This window comes from Xenorhabdus taiwanensis, assembly GCF_036512875.1.
Classification (GTDB): domain Bacteria; phylum Pseudomonadota; class Gammaproteobacteria; order Enterobacterales; family Enterobacteriaceae; genus Xenorhabdus; species Xenorhabdus taiwanensis.
This window is the reverse complement of record NZ_AP028978.1, coordinates 2,991,685-3,004,581: the sequence shown is the minus strand read 5'-3', so window position 1 is coordinate 3,004,581 and position 12,897 is coordinate 2,991,685. Positions and strand designations below refer to the sequence as shown.

At 43.6% G+C, this 12,897-nt stretch carries 28 protein-coding genes; 10 read left to right on the top strand and 18 right to left on the bottom strand.

Translation table 11 applies throughout. The features are described 5' to 3' along the window. Positions 1–113: 113 nt before the first annotated feature. From ACE1SE_RS13890 to ACE1SE_RS13815, 16 genes are all read right to left on the bottom strand, one after another. Positions 114–935 carry an antitermination protein Q gene (locus ACE1SE_RS13890; RefSeq protein WP_374051389.1) on the bottom strand — a complete coding sequence of 274 codons (822 nt, stop codon included), beginning with the start codon at positions 933–935 and terminating at the stop codon, positions 114–116. Position 936: 1 nt separating this feature from the next. Then, a complete protein-coding gene (locus ACE1SE_RS13885) occupies positions 937–1,281 on the bottom strand; it encodes a hypothetical protein (protein WP_374051388.1) in 345 nt (114 codons plus the stop codon). Then, positions 1,268–1,444 (bottom strand): hypothetical protein, encoded by a 177-nt coding sequence (locus tag ACE1SE_RS13880; protein ID WP_374051387.1) that lies wholly within the window; start codon positions 1,442–1,444, stop codon positions 1,268–1,270. Before ACE1SE_RS13880 ends, ACE1SE_RS13885 begins: the two co-directional genes overlap by 14 nt. Continuing rightward, positions 1,441–2,004, bottom strand: a complete 564-nt coding sequence (locus ACE1SE_RS13875; protein ID WP_374051386.1) for a recombination protein NinG — start codon at positions 2,002–2,004, stop codon at positions 1,441–1,443. The genes ACE1SE_RS13880 and ACE1SE_RS13875 overlap by 4 nt, the downstream gene beginning before the upstream one ends. Next, entirely contained in the window at positions 1,976–2,176 is a 201-nt protein-coding gene (locus tag ACE1SE_RS13870) for a hypothetical protein (protein ID WP_374051385.1), read from the bottom strand. Before ACE1SE_RS13870 ends, ACE1SE_RS13875 begins: the two co-directional genes overlap by 29 nt. A 57-nt stretch (positions 2,177–2,233) precedes the next feature. After that, a complete protein-coding gene (locus tag ACE1SE_RS13865) occupies positions 2,234–2,572 on the bottom strand; it encodes an SH3 domain-containing protein (protein WP_374051384.1) in 339 nt (112 codons plus the stop codon). 16 nt (positions 2,573–2,588) lie between these two features. Beyond that, the gene (locus ACE1SE_RS13860; RefSeq protein ID WP_374051383.1) at positions 2,589–3,032 is read right to left on the bottom strand and encodes a recombination protein NinB; all 444 of its coding nucleotides are present in this window, start codon (positions 3,030–3,032) and stop codon (positions 2,589–2,591) included. A gap of 10 nt (positions 3,033–3,042) precedes the next feature. Further along, positions 3,043–3,270 carry a hypothetical protein gene (locus ACE1SE_RS13855; protein ID WP_374051382.1) on the bottom strand — a complete coding sequence of 76 codons (228 nt, stop codon included), beginning with the start codon at positions 3,268–3,270 and terminating at the stop codon, positions 3,043–3,045. Then, positions 3,263–3,637 carry a hypothetical protein gene (locus tag ACE1SE_RS13850; RefSeq protein ID WP_374051018.1) on the bottom strand — a complete coding sequence of 125 codons (375 nt, stop codon included), beginning with the start codon at positions 3,635–3,637 and terminating at the stop codon, positions 3,263–3,265. Before ACE1SE_RS13850 ends, ACE1SE_RS13855 begins: the two co-directional genes overlap by 8 nt. After that, positions 3,634–4,011, bottom strand: coding sequence for a phage protein NinX family protein (locus ACE1SE_RS13845; RefSeq protein WP_374051381.1), 378 nt, complete (start codon positions 4,009–4,011; stop codon positions 3,634–3,636). Before ACE1SE_RS13845 ends, ACE1SE_RS13850 begins: the two co-directional genes overlap by 4 nt. Further along, positions 4,011–4,346: a nucleoside triphosphate pyrophosphohydrolase family protein gene (locus ACE1SE_RS13840; RefSeq protein ID WP_374051380.1), complete on the bottom strand. Its 336-nt coding sequence runs from the start codon at positions 4,344–4,346 to the stop codon at positions 4,011–4,013. The genes ACE1SE_RS13845 and ACE1SE_RS13840 overlap by 1 nt, the downstream gene beginning before the upstream one ends. A 210-nt stretch (positions 4,347–4,556) precedes the next feature. After that, positions 4,557–5,948, bottom strand: coding sequence for a replicative DNA helicase (locus ACE1SE_RS13835; RefSeq protein WP_374051379.1), 1,392 nt, complete (start codon positions 5,946–5,948; stop codon positions 4,557–4,559). Continuing rightward, entirely contained in the window at positions 5,938–6,771 is an 834-nt protein-coding gene (locus tag ACE1SE_RS13830) for a replication protein (protein WP_374051378.1), read from the bottom strand. Before ACE1SE_RS13830 ends, ACE1SE_RS13835 begins: the two co-directional genes overlap by 11 nt. Further along, on the bottom strand, positions 6,764–6,931 hold the full coding sequence (locus ACE1SE_RS13825; protein ID WP_374051377.1) for a hypothetical protein: 168 nt from the start codon (positions 6,929–6,931) through the stop codon (positions 6,764–6,766). The genes ACE1SE_RS13830 and ACE1SE_RS13825 overlap by 8 nt, the downstream gene beginning before the upstream one ends. 59 nt (positions 6,932–6,990) lie before the next feature. Continuing rightward, complete coding sequence (locus ACE1SE_RS13820) at positions 6,991–7,362, bottom strand: hypothetical protein (RefSeq protein ID WP_374051376.1); 372 nt, start codon at positions 7,360–7,362, stop codon at positions 6,991–6,993. A 138-nt stretch (positions 7,363–7,500) separates the two neighbouring features. Then, the gene (locus tag ACE1SE_RS13815; RefSeq protein ID WP_374051375.1) at positions 7,501–7,698 is read right to left on the bottom strand and encodes a helix-turn-helix domain-containing protein; all 198 of its coding nucleotides are present in this window, start codon (positions 7,696–7,698) and stop codon (positions 7,501–7,503) included. 106 nt (positions 7,699–7,804) lie between these two features. Between ACE1SE_RS13815 and ACE1SE_RS13810 the strand changes: the two genes are divergently transcribed. Together ACE1SE_RS13810 and ACE1SE_RS13805 are read left to right on the top strand one after the other, a co-directional pair. Continuing rightward, the gene (locus ACE1SE_RS13810; protein WP_374051374.1) at positions 7,805–8,437 is read left to right on the top strand and encodes a LexA family protein; all 633 of its coding nucleotides are present in this window, start codon (positions 7,805–7,807) and stop codon (positions 8,435–8,437) included. Between the two features lie 332 nt (positions 8,438–8,769). Then, positions 8,770–9,081 carry a hypothetical protein gene (locus tag ACE1SE_RS13805; protein WP_374051373.1) on the top strand — a complete coding sequence of 104 codons (312 nt, stop codon included), beginning with the start codon at positions 8,770–8,772 and terminating at the stop codon, positions 9,079–9,081. Here the strand turns inward: ACE1SE_RS13805 and ACE1SE_RS13800 are convergent. After that, positions 9,078–9,518 (bottom strand): hypothetical protein, encoded by a 441-nt coding sequence (locus ACE1SE_RS13800; protein WP_374051372.1) that lies wholly within the window; start codon positions 9,516–9,518, stop codon positions 9,078–9,080. The genes ACE1SE_RS13805 and ACE1SE_RS13800 overlap by 4 nt on opposite strands. A 211-nt stretch (positions 9,519–9,729) precedes the next feature. Between ACE1SE_RS13800 and ACE1SE_RS13795 the strand changes: the two genes are divergently transcribed. After that, positions 9,730–9,906, top strand: coding sequence for a hypothetical protein (locus ACE1SE_RS13795; RefSeq protein ID WP_374051026.1), 177 nt, complete (start codon positions 9,730–9,732; stop codon positions 9,904–9,906). Here the strand turns inward: ACE1SE_RS13795 and ACE1SE_RS13790 are convergent. Beyond that, positions 9,893–10,372, bottom strand: coding sequence for a hypothetical protein (locus ACE1SE_RS13790; protein WP_374051027.1), 480 nt, complete (start codon positions 10,370–10,372; stop codon positions 9,893–9,895). The genes ACE1SE_RS13795 and ACE1SE_RS13790 overlap by 14 nt on opposite strands. A gap of 381 nt (positions 10,373–10,753) precedes the next feature. Here ACE1SE_RS13790 and ACE1SE_RS13785 point away from each other — a divergent pair, with 381 nt between their 5' ends. From ACE1SE_RS13785 to exoX, 7 genes are all read left to right on the top strand, one after another. Continuing rightward, positions 10,754–10,978: a hypothetical protein gene (locus ACE1SE_RS13785; protein WP_374051028.1), complete on the top strand. Its 225-nt coding sequence runs from the start codon at positions 10,754–10,756 to the stop codon at positions 10,976–10,978. A 71-nt stretch (positions 10,979–11,049) separates the two neighbouring features. Next, entirely contained in the window at positions 11,050–11,265 is a 216-nt protein-coding gene (locus ACE1SE_RS13780; RefSeq protein WP_374051029.1) for a hypothetical protein, read from the top strand. Positions 11,266–11,374: 109 nt separating this feature from the next. Next, positions 11,375–11,497: a hypothetical protein gene (locus tag ACE1SE_RS13775; protein WP_374051030.1), complete on the top strand. Its 123-nt coding sequence runs from the start codon at positions 11,375–11,377 to the stop codon at positions 11,495–11,497. Between the two features lie 6 nt (positions 11,498–11,503). Next, entirely contained in the window at positions 11,504–11,725 is a 222-nt protein-coding gene (locus tag ACE1SE_RS13770; RefSeq protein WP_374051031.1) for a hypothetical protein, read from the top strand. Beyond that, positions 11,722–11,886 (top strand): hypothetical protein, encoded by a 165-nt coding sequence (locus tag ACE1SE_RS13765; RefSeq protein WP_374051032.1) that lies wholly within the window; start codon positions 11,722–11,724, stop codon positions 11,884–11,886. Before ACE1SE_RS13770 ends, ACE1SE_RS13765 begins: the two co-directional genes overlap by 4 nt. Next, positions 11,883–12,221 (top strand): hypothetical protein, encoded by a 339-nt coding sequence (locus ACE1SE_RS13760; RefSeq protein WP_374051033.1) that lies wholly within the window; start codon positions 11,883–11,885, stop codon positions 12,219–12,221. Before ACE1SE_RS13765 ends, ACE1SE_RS13760 begins: the two co-directional genes overlap by 4 nt. An 8-nt stretch (positions 12,222–12,229) precedes the next feature. Continuing rightward, entirely contained in the window at positions 12,230–12,895 is a 666-nt protein-coding gene (exoX, locus tag ACE1SE_RS13755) for an exodeoxyribonuclease X (protein ID WP_374053657.1), read from the top strand. Positions 12,896–12,897 lie beyond the last annotated feature (2 nt).

Below are 12,897 nucleotides of genomic sequence, written 5' to 3'. Positions count from 1 at the left end.
GGGCGAGGCTTGGGAATTCCTTTCTGTTTCAACGAGAGGCAATAACCCATCGTTAGAGCAATGATGGGCTATTTTTCCGAAAAATGCAATATTAATTTACTATTTATTTAAATTTAAATGGAAATTATTTCTCTTTTTGTGAGTTTTTGCAGTATGGAATCAGCTCTAGCCTCCTCTTTAAAGCATTCCGTTACCAGATGCTCAAATAATGGCTGGTATTTATCGTAACAAGTAGTTTTGGATACTCCTGTTAGTGGCTTCACTGCATCCCATATCTCAGTAAATTTCAGTCGAGAATATCCGCGACCAGAGCATTTAGGACAGGTTTTAAAAACCGGAATACCAATCAACTCCGTCTGTTTTTTATCCAGAACCCTCCCACGCCCATTGCATCGGCATGAGTGACTCACCTCACCTTTCCCATCACAGGTTTTGCAAACGATACGGCATGTCTCTTCCACCTCATGGATTGACGTAACAAATCGCGTCGGCTTTAATCCTAACGCCTTCATTAACAGTCCCTCACTGGTTCCATATTTGGTCGTGAATTTACGAACGGTGATAAACCCACTCTCACAATGCGTCTCTGGACATGGCTTCTTACTGGCTGCACTTCTCGCGTAATCCTGAAATGCATAATTTGCGAGTAGTTGCAAAACGCCTCGTTTAATATCCTCATCGAGTTTTGCAATAGCAGGGTGTTTGTATGCCTGTGTCAGTGCATACTGATAGAGACTCTCCACCGCATCATCCGGTTTATTGATCCCCTGTTTCGCCAAAAACAGTTCAATACCCAGCCTCGCCTGAGCGGACGCCAATCCTAGTGAGGCCATAACATCGGTAATTGAAAATGTATCAGTAGCCGTTGCGGCTGGAGAGTCGCTAAATTGAATGGTTTTGGGTGAAAAATATTTCGGTAATGATTCTAAATTCATTTTATCCTCGATTTGCCTTTGCTTTTCTTACAAAAGTTGCGATGCCAGAACGGCTAACATCAAACTTTTCTGCCACTTCTTTTTGGGTCAACCCTTCCGCCAACAGCCCTAGAATTAATGGCGCATCAGCAGGGTGTAGCTTGTAAATTTTACTGTGAGTGATGTTATAGAATTCAGGGCGCTCATCATCGCGTGTTGTCCACGCCGGGCGTTGACCCCGATATTTCCCGCACTTTCCAACTGTCAATCGCCCCTGTGGTCTCTGGTTGATTGCATAGTGTTCTTTATTCTCCAGACGACGCTTCCTTGCATAAGCCTGAGCCTCCTTAAAGTTAGTAAACACCACTGATTAACTCCTTAAGTGCTTTATATTTCCGCATCAGGATTGCGCCTTTTCTGATTGCACTAATGACTCTCATTCGTTTTCTATGCCGCACTATTTGCCACGGTAGATAGATGAGCGTAAAAATCACCCATGAGCCAATGGCAATCCATGCATCAATTGTCATGCTGCCTCCCGTTTCAGTTCCTTGAGTCTCTCCCGATACTCATCCCTGATAGCCTTACACTCCTCAATCGTCCATTGATGGCGGTCATGATTGGATTCGATACGCTCAACCGCTGCCAGACCAATACGCCGGATTAACTCAACCCGATATGGAACCAGATTCCCTGATTTGTGCTGATTGCAGACAATGCACTGGCGATGAATATTCCGTTCATCAAATCTCAATTGTGGCGCTGCTGCCGTTGTCCGGTAATGACCCGCATCCCATTGAGCAGATGTGTACGTACCACAGGAGACACACGGTAAGTCGCGGTCTCGTTCTCTGATATAGGCATTTACGGCGCGTTGGGCTTGTTGAATCCAATAACTGCGGGGTTTTACGGCTAACTTGCGGGCTTTGAGTTTATCGCGGGCTAACTTCTGCTTGATTTCGTTATCTTTCTTTCGTCGTCGTAGTCCTAACTCTGTACCATGTTCCGGGCTACACCACTCGATATTGCCATATTGGGGATAGAACCACTCACGACAGATTTTACATTTTCGTCGCCCCAGCTTTTTCATTTCCTGCGTTCTCCGTTTCCATTATTTTTCTAGCAACTTCTTGTAGTGATTTTATGATTTCCTTTTCCGATTTTCTTATTTGTGGATTCAATCTCGGGCATCCCGCCCCTTCATCATGTTCTTTGTTGCATAGGTAGCAGTACCATGTTCCGCCAGTTATTCTAATTTCCACCCTATCCCCCTAACGCCAGTCCCATAATCAGTGTGAATGTGAGGTATTTCATTTGACTTAATCCTCATCGCATATGCATCTACACCCCTCCAAATGGTATGGAAATGCACTATCTAAATCAGAAAACCAATTCCGGCAGATCTGGCAATACAGTGCTTCCCACGGCACACCATATTCATCCATCCATTTTCTAATCTGTGGTGATATAGGAATCGGCGGTATACAACTGATATCGAAATTCCGTAAACTCAGCTCACGCTGTGCGGCGTCCAAGCGAGAATTAACGCCAATTAAGCTCTGTCTGGTTATCAATAATTGTTTGCGTAATCGGTTGTTTTCTTCATAAAGCTCACCGATTAATTTATTGGGATGCTGAGAAATATCTTTAACATTCATCCTGCCTCCACTTAATTTAAACCCTATGACCGTAATAGTTCAGCGTGTAACGTTTCTCTGTAAGCTTGACGCCCTGATATACAGCCCATGCCTGTGAATATTCAATTAAACTGCTCATGCGCTTTACACTCATTCTGGCGGTACTTTCCCTTGCCAACGGCACCAGTTCACCTTCCAGCCCTGCGATGATCTGCCCTTCTTTTCCTGTCGCTTTAGCGTGACCAGAAACAAAAATGCATTTCCATTCCGGTGTCTTCCACGTATTGCCAGCCCACTCAATCCCCTGTTTAGAGACGTCACCACATAACGCATGGAACTTGTCGTTCTGCGGTAGTGTTCGGCTTGAATCTGATAGGGTGACTTGAATAGGGAATTCGTCGTTGAGGGGTAATTTATTGAGAGAGGCTATTAGGTTTTTGAGTATGTTCGCATTTCTAAGCAGAAAGACCTGCTTTTCCATCTAATCTCCGTTATATTCCTTCGAAAATAGCCTCTTCTTGCCATTTCAGTAGTTCATCCTTAGAGCATCGCCGATCGCATGGCGGCTCAACTTTCGATTTATAACCCGCCCACCAATACCAACCGCTGCGGTGCTCTGTTGTGCCACATTTTTTACAGATGTGAACCTGACACATTGCTGACCACTGGTAATTATGGCCTGCTGAATTGTTCAGTCGTTCAATTGCTGTTCTAGCCATTGTCATTTGCCCTCTTGATATCGTTTTCCAGAAATTGCAGTTGTGTTTTAGCGCCCCGCAATCGAACTTTTATGTTCTTCTCTTCCCGTTGTAGCTTGTCGCATGAGACTCTCAGATCATCCCGCCGCTTGACCAACTCTTGAATTTCTCGCACCGCGTGTTCAGCTCGATACGCCTGCGCCAGCAGATAATCAAATGCATCGACATAACAACCACACCGACTACATTTGATGGTACGGTACTGCTCATTGACTGTTATTGCTAGATGTTTGCAGCGGGATTGCTCGGATGTTTTGGAAGTGACTGAGGTGCTAATGCTGATTTTTTTATCTTTGCTGAATTTAAGGGGAACAACATTGTCTGTCATTTTGCCTCCACCAGCTCATCAGGTATCTCAACCTCATCGCCCAATTTTGCAGCGACCACGGCGCGGCAGATGGCGATTTGAGGAGTATCTCCGTACATATCTATGTGCACATAATCATCAGGACATAGCGCACCATCTGTAATTGATGATCCAGCACAATAAGTCCCACCTATGACTGGAGTTAAATCCATTGTGAATTCCTCAATCAACCGCCCGCACACTTCCCAATCCCACGACGGAGCATATTCAGAGACTAGCACCACTCCATTAGGTGTTGAGTATCCGTTGTAATCCGCCATTTTTTGCCACCCCTGAGCCAACGCCACAGCCCAATCCAACGCCTGTCCCGTTAGTTTCGATGTTTTGATTTTCATTAAAATGCCTTACCGCCAGATTTGGCGCGATTTTCTCGTTTATGGTCTGCCCGATGCCTGTTGTATGCTAATTTTTCGGCAATCGCGCCCTCGACGTCATAACCAAATGCCTCTGCGTAATCCAAAATACGGATGACAGCATCAGCTAACTCAACCTCAGCCATAGGACGGTGAGGCAAATGATTATCCATTAGATTTTTACGTTCCCCCTCCATTGCCTCGCTGATTTCGGAGTGGATTAAACAGAGCAATGTTCCGCGTTCACGGGGATTATCCCACCAACCCGCGTCGATATTTTGTTGGTGAATCTGTTGTTGTAGCTGTTTGATTTTCATTATCTTACCCTTTCGAAATAGTTAGTTATCACAAATCTATAAACTCTCTGGAATAACCAATTGGAGGATTTATTCAATTGCTGGATAGGCCACGTGAGAATAATAATTACTAAGAGGGGAACCAAAACGAAAGACGCTATTGATACTCGAATTAGTAAATTCTTTGTTCCTTTTTTAGCCTTTTTCATCTCAAAAGTCCTTATGGTGGGGTTAAACGTTAGCGCCTTTAGCAAAACGTTTATGCGGTTTGTTGTCGTTGCTCAGGCAGACGCTGGCTGCCTCGTCCTGATCGGTTGGCATAAAATGACCATTGCGGAACCGCTGGTAAACCGTGCCGAGTTGCCCGAACCTGTTTTTTGTTACGATAATTTCAGCATAGGGCGCGGCGGGGGAATTCTCTTCGTATACAGCTTCGCGATACAACATAATGATGCTGTCCGCATCTTGTTCAATACTGCCAGAATCTCGTAAATCAGCATTTACCGGACGTTTATTTGTACGTTTCTCGACATCGCGGGATAGTTGACTGAGAGCAATAACCGGAGTGTGAGTATCTTTCGCCAGCCGTTTTAAACTGGCTGAAATATGCGCTACCGCCAGATCATTACGCTCAGCTTTGGGTTTATCAATCAGCCCCAGATAATCAACCATGATGAGTGACAGCGCCGGATGTGCCTTCTTGTGTCGCCTTGAAATTGCAGCAATCTGTTCAACAGTCAATTTGCTGGCATCAACAACCCAAACATCTAACCCTTGCAACCTACCAATACCTCCAGCCACTCTCGTCCAGCCTTCGTCGTCCATTCTGGCGGGGTTTCGCAATGCTGATACTGCCAGATTTGACGATCCTGCTAATTGACGTTCGATTATCTGCTGAGAGTCCATCTCCATTGAGAAGATCAATACACCGCGCTTCTGGTCGGTTCCTGTGACCGTCTGGCTTGCAACACCTTCTGCCACTTTCAGCGAGAACTCTGTTTTACCCATACCCGGACGCGCCGCAACAATCACTAAATCCACTGGATTGATGCCACCGGTGATCTCATCCAGCTCATCAATGCCCGTTTTCAGCGTGTCGGACTGCTCACCGTTCTTGAGTCTCTTCTCCAGCACTTCGGTGTAATCATCCAGTAACTCAGATATGTGCAGTGGTTGGATCTCATCACGTGGCTTGCGAACCTCCGTCGCTTGGGAAATAAACCAATCCATAGTTTCCGCTGCATTCTCAATTGTGCCATTCAGAATGCGCTCTTTAGCCTGATCCATCAATTCAATCATTCGTCTGCGTTCATGATTGGCTGAGACCATGTTCGCATAGCCCTTGAGGTTAGCGGCGCTAGGGCAGTTTTTGGCTGTCATCATGACATTGGCGAAATTACCGTCCCCCATCGCATCAGCCACCATTAGAGAATCAATCAGACCTCTGGTCTTGGCCTGTGAGCGAATGATCTTGAACGCCTCACGGCAGAACGGCGATCTAAATATTTCTGGCTCCAGCGTTGCCAGTACATCGCTGGCATCTGGTGTTAACCCTCCGACCAGCAACCCACCAATCACACTGGTTTCATATTCATGACTATTTTCGATGTAATTATTCATCATCTTTCCCCGCAAACTTCCCCTCACGAACGCCTGTTAGCGTTGTCTCTCTCAGCAAAAAATCAATATCTGCCGTCCATCCTCGATCACCCTCTCCGAAGTAAAACGGGCGAGCCATCTTCATGAATGCCCTAACGTAAGCTCTCCAACCGTTAACATTCGGAGTAGCTAGTTTTGGAATGATTTTCTTTAAGGCTCGTTGGCGCTTGGTATTGGCTTCTACAGCGTGAGGCAGGCGGTCGCCAACCTCTTCGTTATAGGCGTTGAGATAGTCGTCGTAGTTGATTTTTGGGGTAGGTTTTCGCTTTTTAGGTTTAGCAACCTCATCCTCATTCCCCTCGTGAGGGGTAAGGGGTGTATTATTGTTTTTAATTGTATTTGGAATAATGTCTTTGGTGTCCCCCTGTTTTGGGGGATAGCTATCCCCTAAATTGAGGGATTCAGAGTCCCCTGTTTTGAGGGATTTTCCCCTGTTTTGAGGGATAACCCATTCATTAACGTTTTTATTTGGTCCGAACCGGTTCCCTTGCTGGATTAAAATATTCATTCGAACCAGTTCCAGCTTTGCTTCATTGCAGCGTTTAACTGGTAACTTAGCAATCTCTGCAATCTGTGAATCGCTGATACGATCCATTTTTTTATTCCACCCGTAGGTCAGTCTGAGAACGGCAAGCAGCACCTTGAAATGACGCTTGTTCAAATCTGCCCCTGCGTACTCTTCCAACAGCATATTTGACAGACGGGCATATCCATCTTCAATGCTTGCCACTATCGGCCTCTCTTGCCTATTTTTAGCTCCAAAATCAGCGTATGCAACGTTACTCATGGCGATCATCTCCAGCCAGCTCTTCCCGATGTTCCTTGCGCAACTTCGCATCTTCCAGAGCATCACGCAGTTTTTTCGCCCCATCCTCAGTAATGGAACGAGCCAACCTGTCGCGCATGTTGTTTTTATGCACAGCACTGTGATTAAATTTATTTTTCATGTATAATTACCTCTGTTAAATGTGTTGTTGAGAGGGACTTGCATACTTCCTCTCAGTCGTTAAATCGACATCTCAAGTTGCATTTCAGAAGCCTCGGAGGTGGCACCCTTCGAGGTTTTTCTTTTCACCTTACCTTTCCGTTCCAGTGCCTGAATCAATCGTTCTGCGTGCTCACCCTCAATGACCACTACAGGTTTGCTATCAGACTCAGATAACTCAAACGCCCATTCAGGGAGTCCTAATTTCACAACCATCAAACTAGCTAATTTCGCTATTCGGTTTTTATCCCGACTCAATGTAGATGGGTGAATTCCCATTTCGCGCGCCAGATCATTGTTTCCAAAATCTAAAGCTGATTTGAGAAAATAACTCTCTAGAGAATGGGCTTTACACGTAATACGAGTATTTTTGACAGTTTTTGCTATTTCCATCTGATATAGTTCCTAAAGTGAAATTAATTAATATTTGTTTAGTTAATGAACGGAAATATCAACTATCCTGAGATAGGTGATGTTAAGTTGCTCCAAGAGTGCCTAGAGCGGTCTGTAATGTTAAAGAGCGGGGATTGATTATCTGCCGTATTGTAGCCATTCAGGATCGCAATTCAGCGCCTTAGATAATTCCAGAATAAATCTGGGACGCTGAGTTAATCCTGATTCAATACTTTGAATTGATTGCTGCTTCATTCCGGCTAACTCAGCTAATTGCGCCTGAGTCATTTTTAACTCACATCTACGTGCTTTTAGCCTCTGAGATATTGTTTCCATTCTCATCGATCTCCTCGTTACAGTTTTATCTGTATTTAATAACAGATAATTCTGTTTGTCAAATACAGTTTTAACTGTAAGAATTCTTTTTCGAAACGGGGGTATAATGAGTCTTGCAAGTAGAGTAAGAGCCCGCAGGGCTGAATTGGGGTTAACACAGGCGGAAGCGGCTGAGATTGCTGGCATACGTCAACAATCGTGGGCTAGCATTGAGGATGGAAAAACTGTCAAACCCCGTAACATTGTAGGCATAGCAACGGCATTAAAATGTGACGCAGGGTGGCTAATGACAGGCGATAATTTCCAACCATTGAGCGATGTAAATGTTCGTAAGATCCCATTAATTAGTTATATCCAGGCAGGAAATTTGGCTCGAAACATTCCTATCAGTGACTGTGACGGCTCATTAGAGTATGTCATGACCGACATGAATTGGTCGGCAGGTGCTTTTGCATTGCGTATAGACGGCGATTCGATGGAACCTGAATTTAAAGCTGGAGATATCGTCGTGATAGATCCTGAGCTTGCTCCAAATCCAGGAGAGTTTGTGGTTGCAGCAAATTGCGAGCACGAAGCTACGTTTAAAAAATACAGACCAACAATCATCAGTATTGATGGTGTGCGACACTTTGAGTTAATCCCACTAAACCGTGATTACCCTATTTTGGACAGCCAACGATTACGGCTCACTATCATAGGGACAATGGTTGAGCATCGCATCTACCGCAGGAAACGATAATCCCGAAATCTACCTCCAACATACCCGCTTTGGCGGGTTTTTTATTATCTAAAATCCTTCCAAACACAAATAGATACAAATTTCACGTAAATCAATACAGTTTTACCTGTTGCAAGAATACAGTTTTATCTGTATATTCAAATCATCGAACAGGCAGGACGCCCACGAAGTAGCCGCCAGTGGCATATGAAGAACTGGATGATTCGATACCGCTCTTTAACATTATGGAACAGATTCAGGCATTCTTGAATCAACCACCACTGAGTAGGTTTTGGGGTGTAGTGAAAACAAGGTGAATAACTACACCACCAAAACTTACTTATGGAGGCGATATGACTAAAGTAACCGTTATACGGAGTGACTACGCAGCTCGTCGTTATGAGCGTAGAGCCGCTTTCTTAGCAAAGAAACAACAGGAGGCAGCGCAGAAACTCCAAAGTCGCTCAGTGGAAGAAATTTGGGATTCAATCATTAAACCAGTAGATGAAATTGATGTACTGGCACAATTAATGATTGAGTTGAAGAAAGATATTAAAAACGACAACGGCAGCGGATCTTGCTGCATGAGTGAAGTGGCCCTCTATTCAACCAAAACCAAGTCCCGCCGTCGATTGGAAAGCGGCGGGGTTAGTGCGAGGGTTTAGAATACACTCTTCGCCAACTCAGAAAGAACTTGTGTTGCAGCGCTAGCATTAGCAAATAGTGTATCAACACACTTGCCAACAACAGATTCAGCACCCTTTTCTTTCACCAATTGCAAAAGGGTTTTCTTTTCTGACTCAGGCAAATTAGCAGACATAATAATGGTTTCAATCTGCTCAAGGGTATTTTGGTGAATCTTGATAGTTACCGTGTTGATTTTATTTCCGATGGTGTCCATATTGGCATAGTCAACACCCGCAGCAGTTAATGCCATCTTGTTAAGATTAAATGAATAAGGCTCATCATCGGTAGTGCCAATCTCAACCGCACCTAATTGAACTAATCCAATAGATTGAAGGTAACTCAGATCTTTCGCTAATTTTTCCTCACCAAGCTCATCAGTAAGATACTGAAATTTTTCAGTGCTTATCGGACTCATTAAATACTCTCTGTCATTCATTGCGCGGATAATCATATCTTACCTCTCTGATGGCGTGGTCATTATTTGTCCTTTTTGTTTGCTGGGGAGATTGAATTATAAACGATTTTGTTGCTGGGGAGTAGCAGAACCACCTCGCCTGATGTGGTTAAAAGCAGGCACATCAAATCAACAACAGTAACAGCGAGATGTTAAATGACAGGAGATAATAATGAAATTTAAAGATTTGTCGGATGACGCCAGAACAGCAGCTATTGAAGTGTATAAAACAATTGCTATTCGTGAAGCAGGCTTAGTTAGTGATGAGTACAAGGAGAAGCAAACAGCCAGACTGGAAAATCTGGCTGAAAGTTTGGCGAAAGGCTTTTCAAAACTTATTGAGAGTTAGAATTTCGAGATACAGCAAAGAAGCCGTTAACTTTTTGTCTCATGACATAATTTGAGTTGCACTCATGACAAATCAATTCATAGCAAGAAACATCTTTAGGTTGAAGTATCGATATTACAGAACCATCGACACACTTTGTGCATATATAGTGAAGTGGCTTGTTGGAATGAATCATCGTGTCATAAACATAAACAAGCGCACCCGATTCAAGCTGGTGTGGTTTATACTGCTTAAACTCACGCTTAAAATTTTTGGTACGATTGATTTTTTCTTGAAGCTCAGAGATAAGTTGTCTGTTCGCCTGTCGTTCATCCTCAAGAGCGACAATTCGATCGTATAGTTCGGATGATTTATCAATCATTTCTTGAATTTCTTTTCTCACTTCGTCACTGACTTTTTTATCAAAAATCTTCTTACCAATACTGGATATATCTTTAACGATATTCCACGTGGCACTAATAGGCATCTAATTATTCTCACTTTTGTAGGGGTGAGAAGATATTAACCGATTTCTCACTGTAGAGGTACAGTGAAAACCACTGCCGTCTGAGGTGGTTAAATATGCAGGCATAATAATAACTAATAGTGAGGGTATAAATATGACTACACCAATGAAATTTGCAGCTGAATGTAAAGAATCTTTTGAATATTATCGCGGGCGGGCTGTGTCTCATGCCCCGCGCTCTGAAATTCGTCGTAGTTTGACGCAATTATGTTGGAATCAACGCGCATGTTATCGTAAATGGGCGGCTCTCAGTTGACTAACTCCAGCTCATTTCCGAGTGGGCTGTGGTGAGTTACTCTGATATATTCATGGATTCGACAATGGGCTCATGAGGGAATATGTGTGGAAGATATATTAACAGTAATAAAAACCATTCACTTGTTTTACGTTGTATTGGCTGGAAATATATTAGGTTGGCCGTCCGCTATTGCTGGGTTTATTTTAGTTATAGCAGCATGTACAGTAGTAAAAAAGATAGGTGGTAAAATATTGTGTCTAATATTAGCTGCATTTGTTTTATATCCACCAATAGTATGTATTTATGATGGGGTTCCATTTTATAAATAAAAGCTAGTGCAACTAAATAACAGCCTCGCCAATGCGGGGCTTTTTATTACCTGAATATAGGAAAGTAAATAATGAGTAGAATAACGCTAACAATTAAACAAATACAATATGCATGTGATATGGTTGGTATATCTTATGAGGAAGTTGAAGAAAATAGATTGAATGAAGAATACACTATATGTGATAAATTACAAATAGAAGATATAAACGGTTCCAGATATATTGGAAAAGCTATTTATTGCACTGATTACCCAGAAGACGGCGCAATGCCACTGGAGGATAAATAATGCCTAAACACATTCACGCAGATTTAAAATGATCCCCGATAGTTTCTATTACTACACTCTCTCAATTCTAGCGGTCATATTCACTCTACTTATCGCCAGATAATCAATCATGAAAATAAATAAACGTCTTCTATGTCAGGCTCAAGAACTGGCAGGGATGGCCTGTAACCTGCGTTGTGAAGACGTTTGGTGGCTGGCTATGGAAATACTCAAGCGAAGCTATGGGAGGTAACGAACAATGAAAATCAGACTTTACGATGATGCTGTTATCAAGCACGCATCAAACTGCGTTGAAATATCCACTGACCAATACAGTAAAGTTGGGATGGAATGCACGATGGCTGAACGCATGGATAGCGGTCAGTGGGGAATGAATGAGTTAGCTGAATACCTCACAGATAGGGATTTGGTAGATAGCCTCATGGAGGAGCTGGGAAAAATGCAACGGAGGGTCGCATGAGATTCGATTACAACCCCTACAGTGCTCAGAATGAGCAGCAGAAACGTAAATATACGGACGAACAAATAGCCGAACACAGGGAGCTGGAATACAAGAGAGAGGTGTTGGGTATGGAGGGATTGCCAGCCAGTGCTCAAGATTTCGCGGGAGATTTCACGTGAACGGGTATTATCGGCGCTCGACAGGGTGTTACGTGCCGAAAGACCCGACAGAGCGGCAACAATATCTCAGGGAATTAGTAGCCGCCATTACCAGTAATACCTCTCACCCCGCCGTGCTGCCCATAGCAGAACAGGTTAAAGCAGAGCGGATACGAAACATCAATCATTACGCCGCATTAAATCACCCCCCGCTGCCACAACACATGGCAGAGCAACGCGCCGAACAGGAACGACAAGCATGGCGGAATTATCACGCGACTCATCACACGGAACACGATTTCTATCGTGGTGATTCACCTAACCGCCGTCATGGTGGTATCTGGACAGGAGATTAAAATTGACGATTTATAGAGTAGTAGACACAGAAACATGTGACATGGACAGCGGGATTGTTGAAATAGCCAGTATTGATATTGTGGACAACATCATCAATTACATTGAAAAACAATCCCATTTTGTAGACCCTTTAAAACCCATCTCAATTGGCGCAATGGCTGTTCATCATATTACGGATGAAATGGTAACGGGATTTCCATCTATTACTGATGTCATTGATAAATACAAAGGGGCGGATTTTCTGGTTGCCCACAATGCCGCTTTTGATTCACGGATGATGCCAGAAATGGATGCGCCGTTTCTCTGCACCCTAAAACTAGCAAGACGGTTATGGCCTGACATGGAAAGTCACAGCAACCAATATCTACGGTATGTACTAAAACTGGATGTTTTTGTACCGGATGGGTTACATGCGCACAGGGCGCTATATGACTGCATAGTGACAGCAGCACTATTTAAACGTATCAAGGATGAATCGGGTTGGACTGATAATGAAATGCTGGATATTAGCAACCAGCCCTCATTACTGCACAGGTTCAAGTTTGGCAAGCACAAAGGTATGACATTTGAAGAGGTTAAAAAAGATAACCCCAGCTATTTTGCGTGGTTATTAAAGCAGCCTGACATTGATCCTGATATTGAATTCACCATCAATTATTGGTTAGTGAGGTAGTC

Coding starts and splice junctions, on each gene's coding strand:
- ACE1SE_RS13890 (WP_374051389.1), bottom strand. CDS start 935: ATGAATTTAGAATCATTACCGAAATATTTTTCACCCAAAACCATTCAA.
- ACE1SE_RS13880 (WP_374051387.1), bottom strand. CDS start 1,444: ATGACAATTGATGCATGGATTGCCATTGGCTCATGGGTGATTTTTACG.
- ACE1SE_RS13875 (WP_374051386.1), bottom strand. CDS start 2,004: ATGAAAAAGCTGGGGCGACGAAAATGTAAAATCTGTCGTGAGTGGTTC.
- ACE1SE_RS13865 (WP_374051384.1), bottom strand. CDS start 2,572: ATGAATGTTAAAGATATTTCTCAGCATCCCAATAAATTAATCGGTGAG.
- ACE1SE_RS13860 (WP_374051383.1), bottom strand. CDS start 3,032: ATGGAAAAGCAGGTCTTTCTGCTTAGAAATGCGAACATACTCAAAAAC.
- ACE1SE_RS13855 (WP_374051382.1), bottom strand. CDS start 3,270: ATGGCTAGAACAGCAATTGAACGACTGAACAATTCAGCAGGCCATAAT.
- ACE1SE_RS13850 (WP_374051018.1), bottom strand. CDS start 3,637: ATGACAGACAATGTTGTTCCCCTTAAATTCAGCAAAGATAAAAAAATC.
- ACE1SE_RS13845 (WP_374051381.1), bottom strand. CDS start 4,011: ATGAAAATCAAAACATCGAAACTAACGGGACAGGCGTTGGATTGGGCT.
- ACE1SE_RS13840 (WP_374051380.1), bottom strand. CDS start 4,346: ATGAAAATCAAACAGCTACAACAACAGATTCACCAACAAAATATCGAC.
- ACE1SE_RS13835 (WP_374051379.1), bottom strand. CDS start 5,948: ATGATGAATAATTACATCGAAAATAGTCATGAATATGAAACCAGTGTG.
- ACE1SE_RS13830 (WP_374051378.1), bottom strand. CDS start 6,771: ATGAGTAACGTTGCATACGCTGATTTTGGAGCTAAAAATAGGCAAGAG.
- ACE1SE_RS13825 (WP_374051377.1), bottom strand. CDS start 6,931: ATGAAAAATAAATTTAATCACAGTGCTGTGCATAAAAACAACATGCGC.
- ACE1SE_RS13820 (WP_374051376.1), bottom strand. CDS start 7,362: ATGGAAATAGCAAAAACTGTCAAAAATACTCGTATTACGTGTAAAGCC.
- ACE1SE_RS13815 (WP_374051375.1), bottom strand. CDS start 7,698: ATGGAAACAATATCTCAGAGGCTAAAAGCACGTAGATGTGAGTTAAAA.
- ACE1SE_RS13810 (WP_374051374.1), top strand. CDS start 7,805: ATGAGTCTTGCAAGTAGAGTAAGAGCCCGCAGGGCTGAATTGGGGTTA.
- ACE1SE_RS13805 (WP_374051373.1), top strand. CDS start 8,770: ATGACTAAAGTAACCGTTATACGGAGTGACTACGCAGCTCGTCGTTAT.
- ACE1SE_RS13800 (WP_374051372.1), bottom strand. CDS start 9,518: ATGAGTCCGATAAGCACTGAAAAATTTCAGTATCTTACTGATGAGCTT.
- ACE1SE_RS13795 (WP_374051026.1), top strand. CDS start 9,730: ATGAAATTTAAAGATTTGTCGGATGACGCCAGAACAGCAGCTATTGAA.
- ACE1SE_RS13790 (WP_374051027.1), bottom strand. CDS start 10,372: ATGCCTATTAGTGCCACGTGGAATATCGTTAAAGATATATCCAGTATT.
- ACE1SE_RS13780 (WP_374051029.1), top strand. CDS start 11,050: ATGAGTAGAATAACGCTAACAATTAAACAAATACAATATGCATGTGAT.
- ACE1SE_RS13775 (WP_374051030.1), top strand. CDS start 11,375: ATGAAAATAAATAAACGTCTTCTATGTCAGGCTCAAGAACTGGCAGGG.
- ACE1SE_RS13770 (WP_374051031.1), top strand. CDS start 11,504: ATGAAAATCAGACTTTACGATGATGCTGTTATCAAGCACGCATCAAAC.
- ACE1SE_RS13765 (WP_374051032.1), top strand. CDS start 11,722: ATGAGATTCGATTACAACCCCTACAGTGCTCAGAATGAGCAGCAGAAA.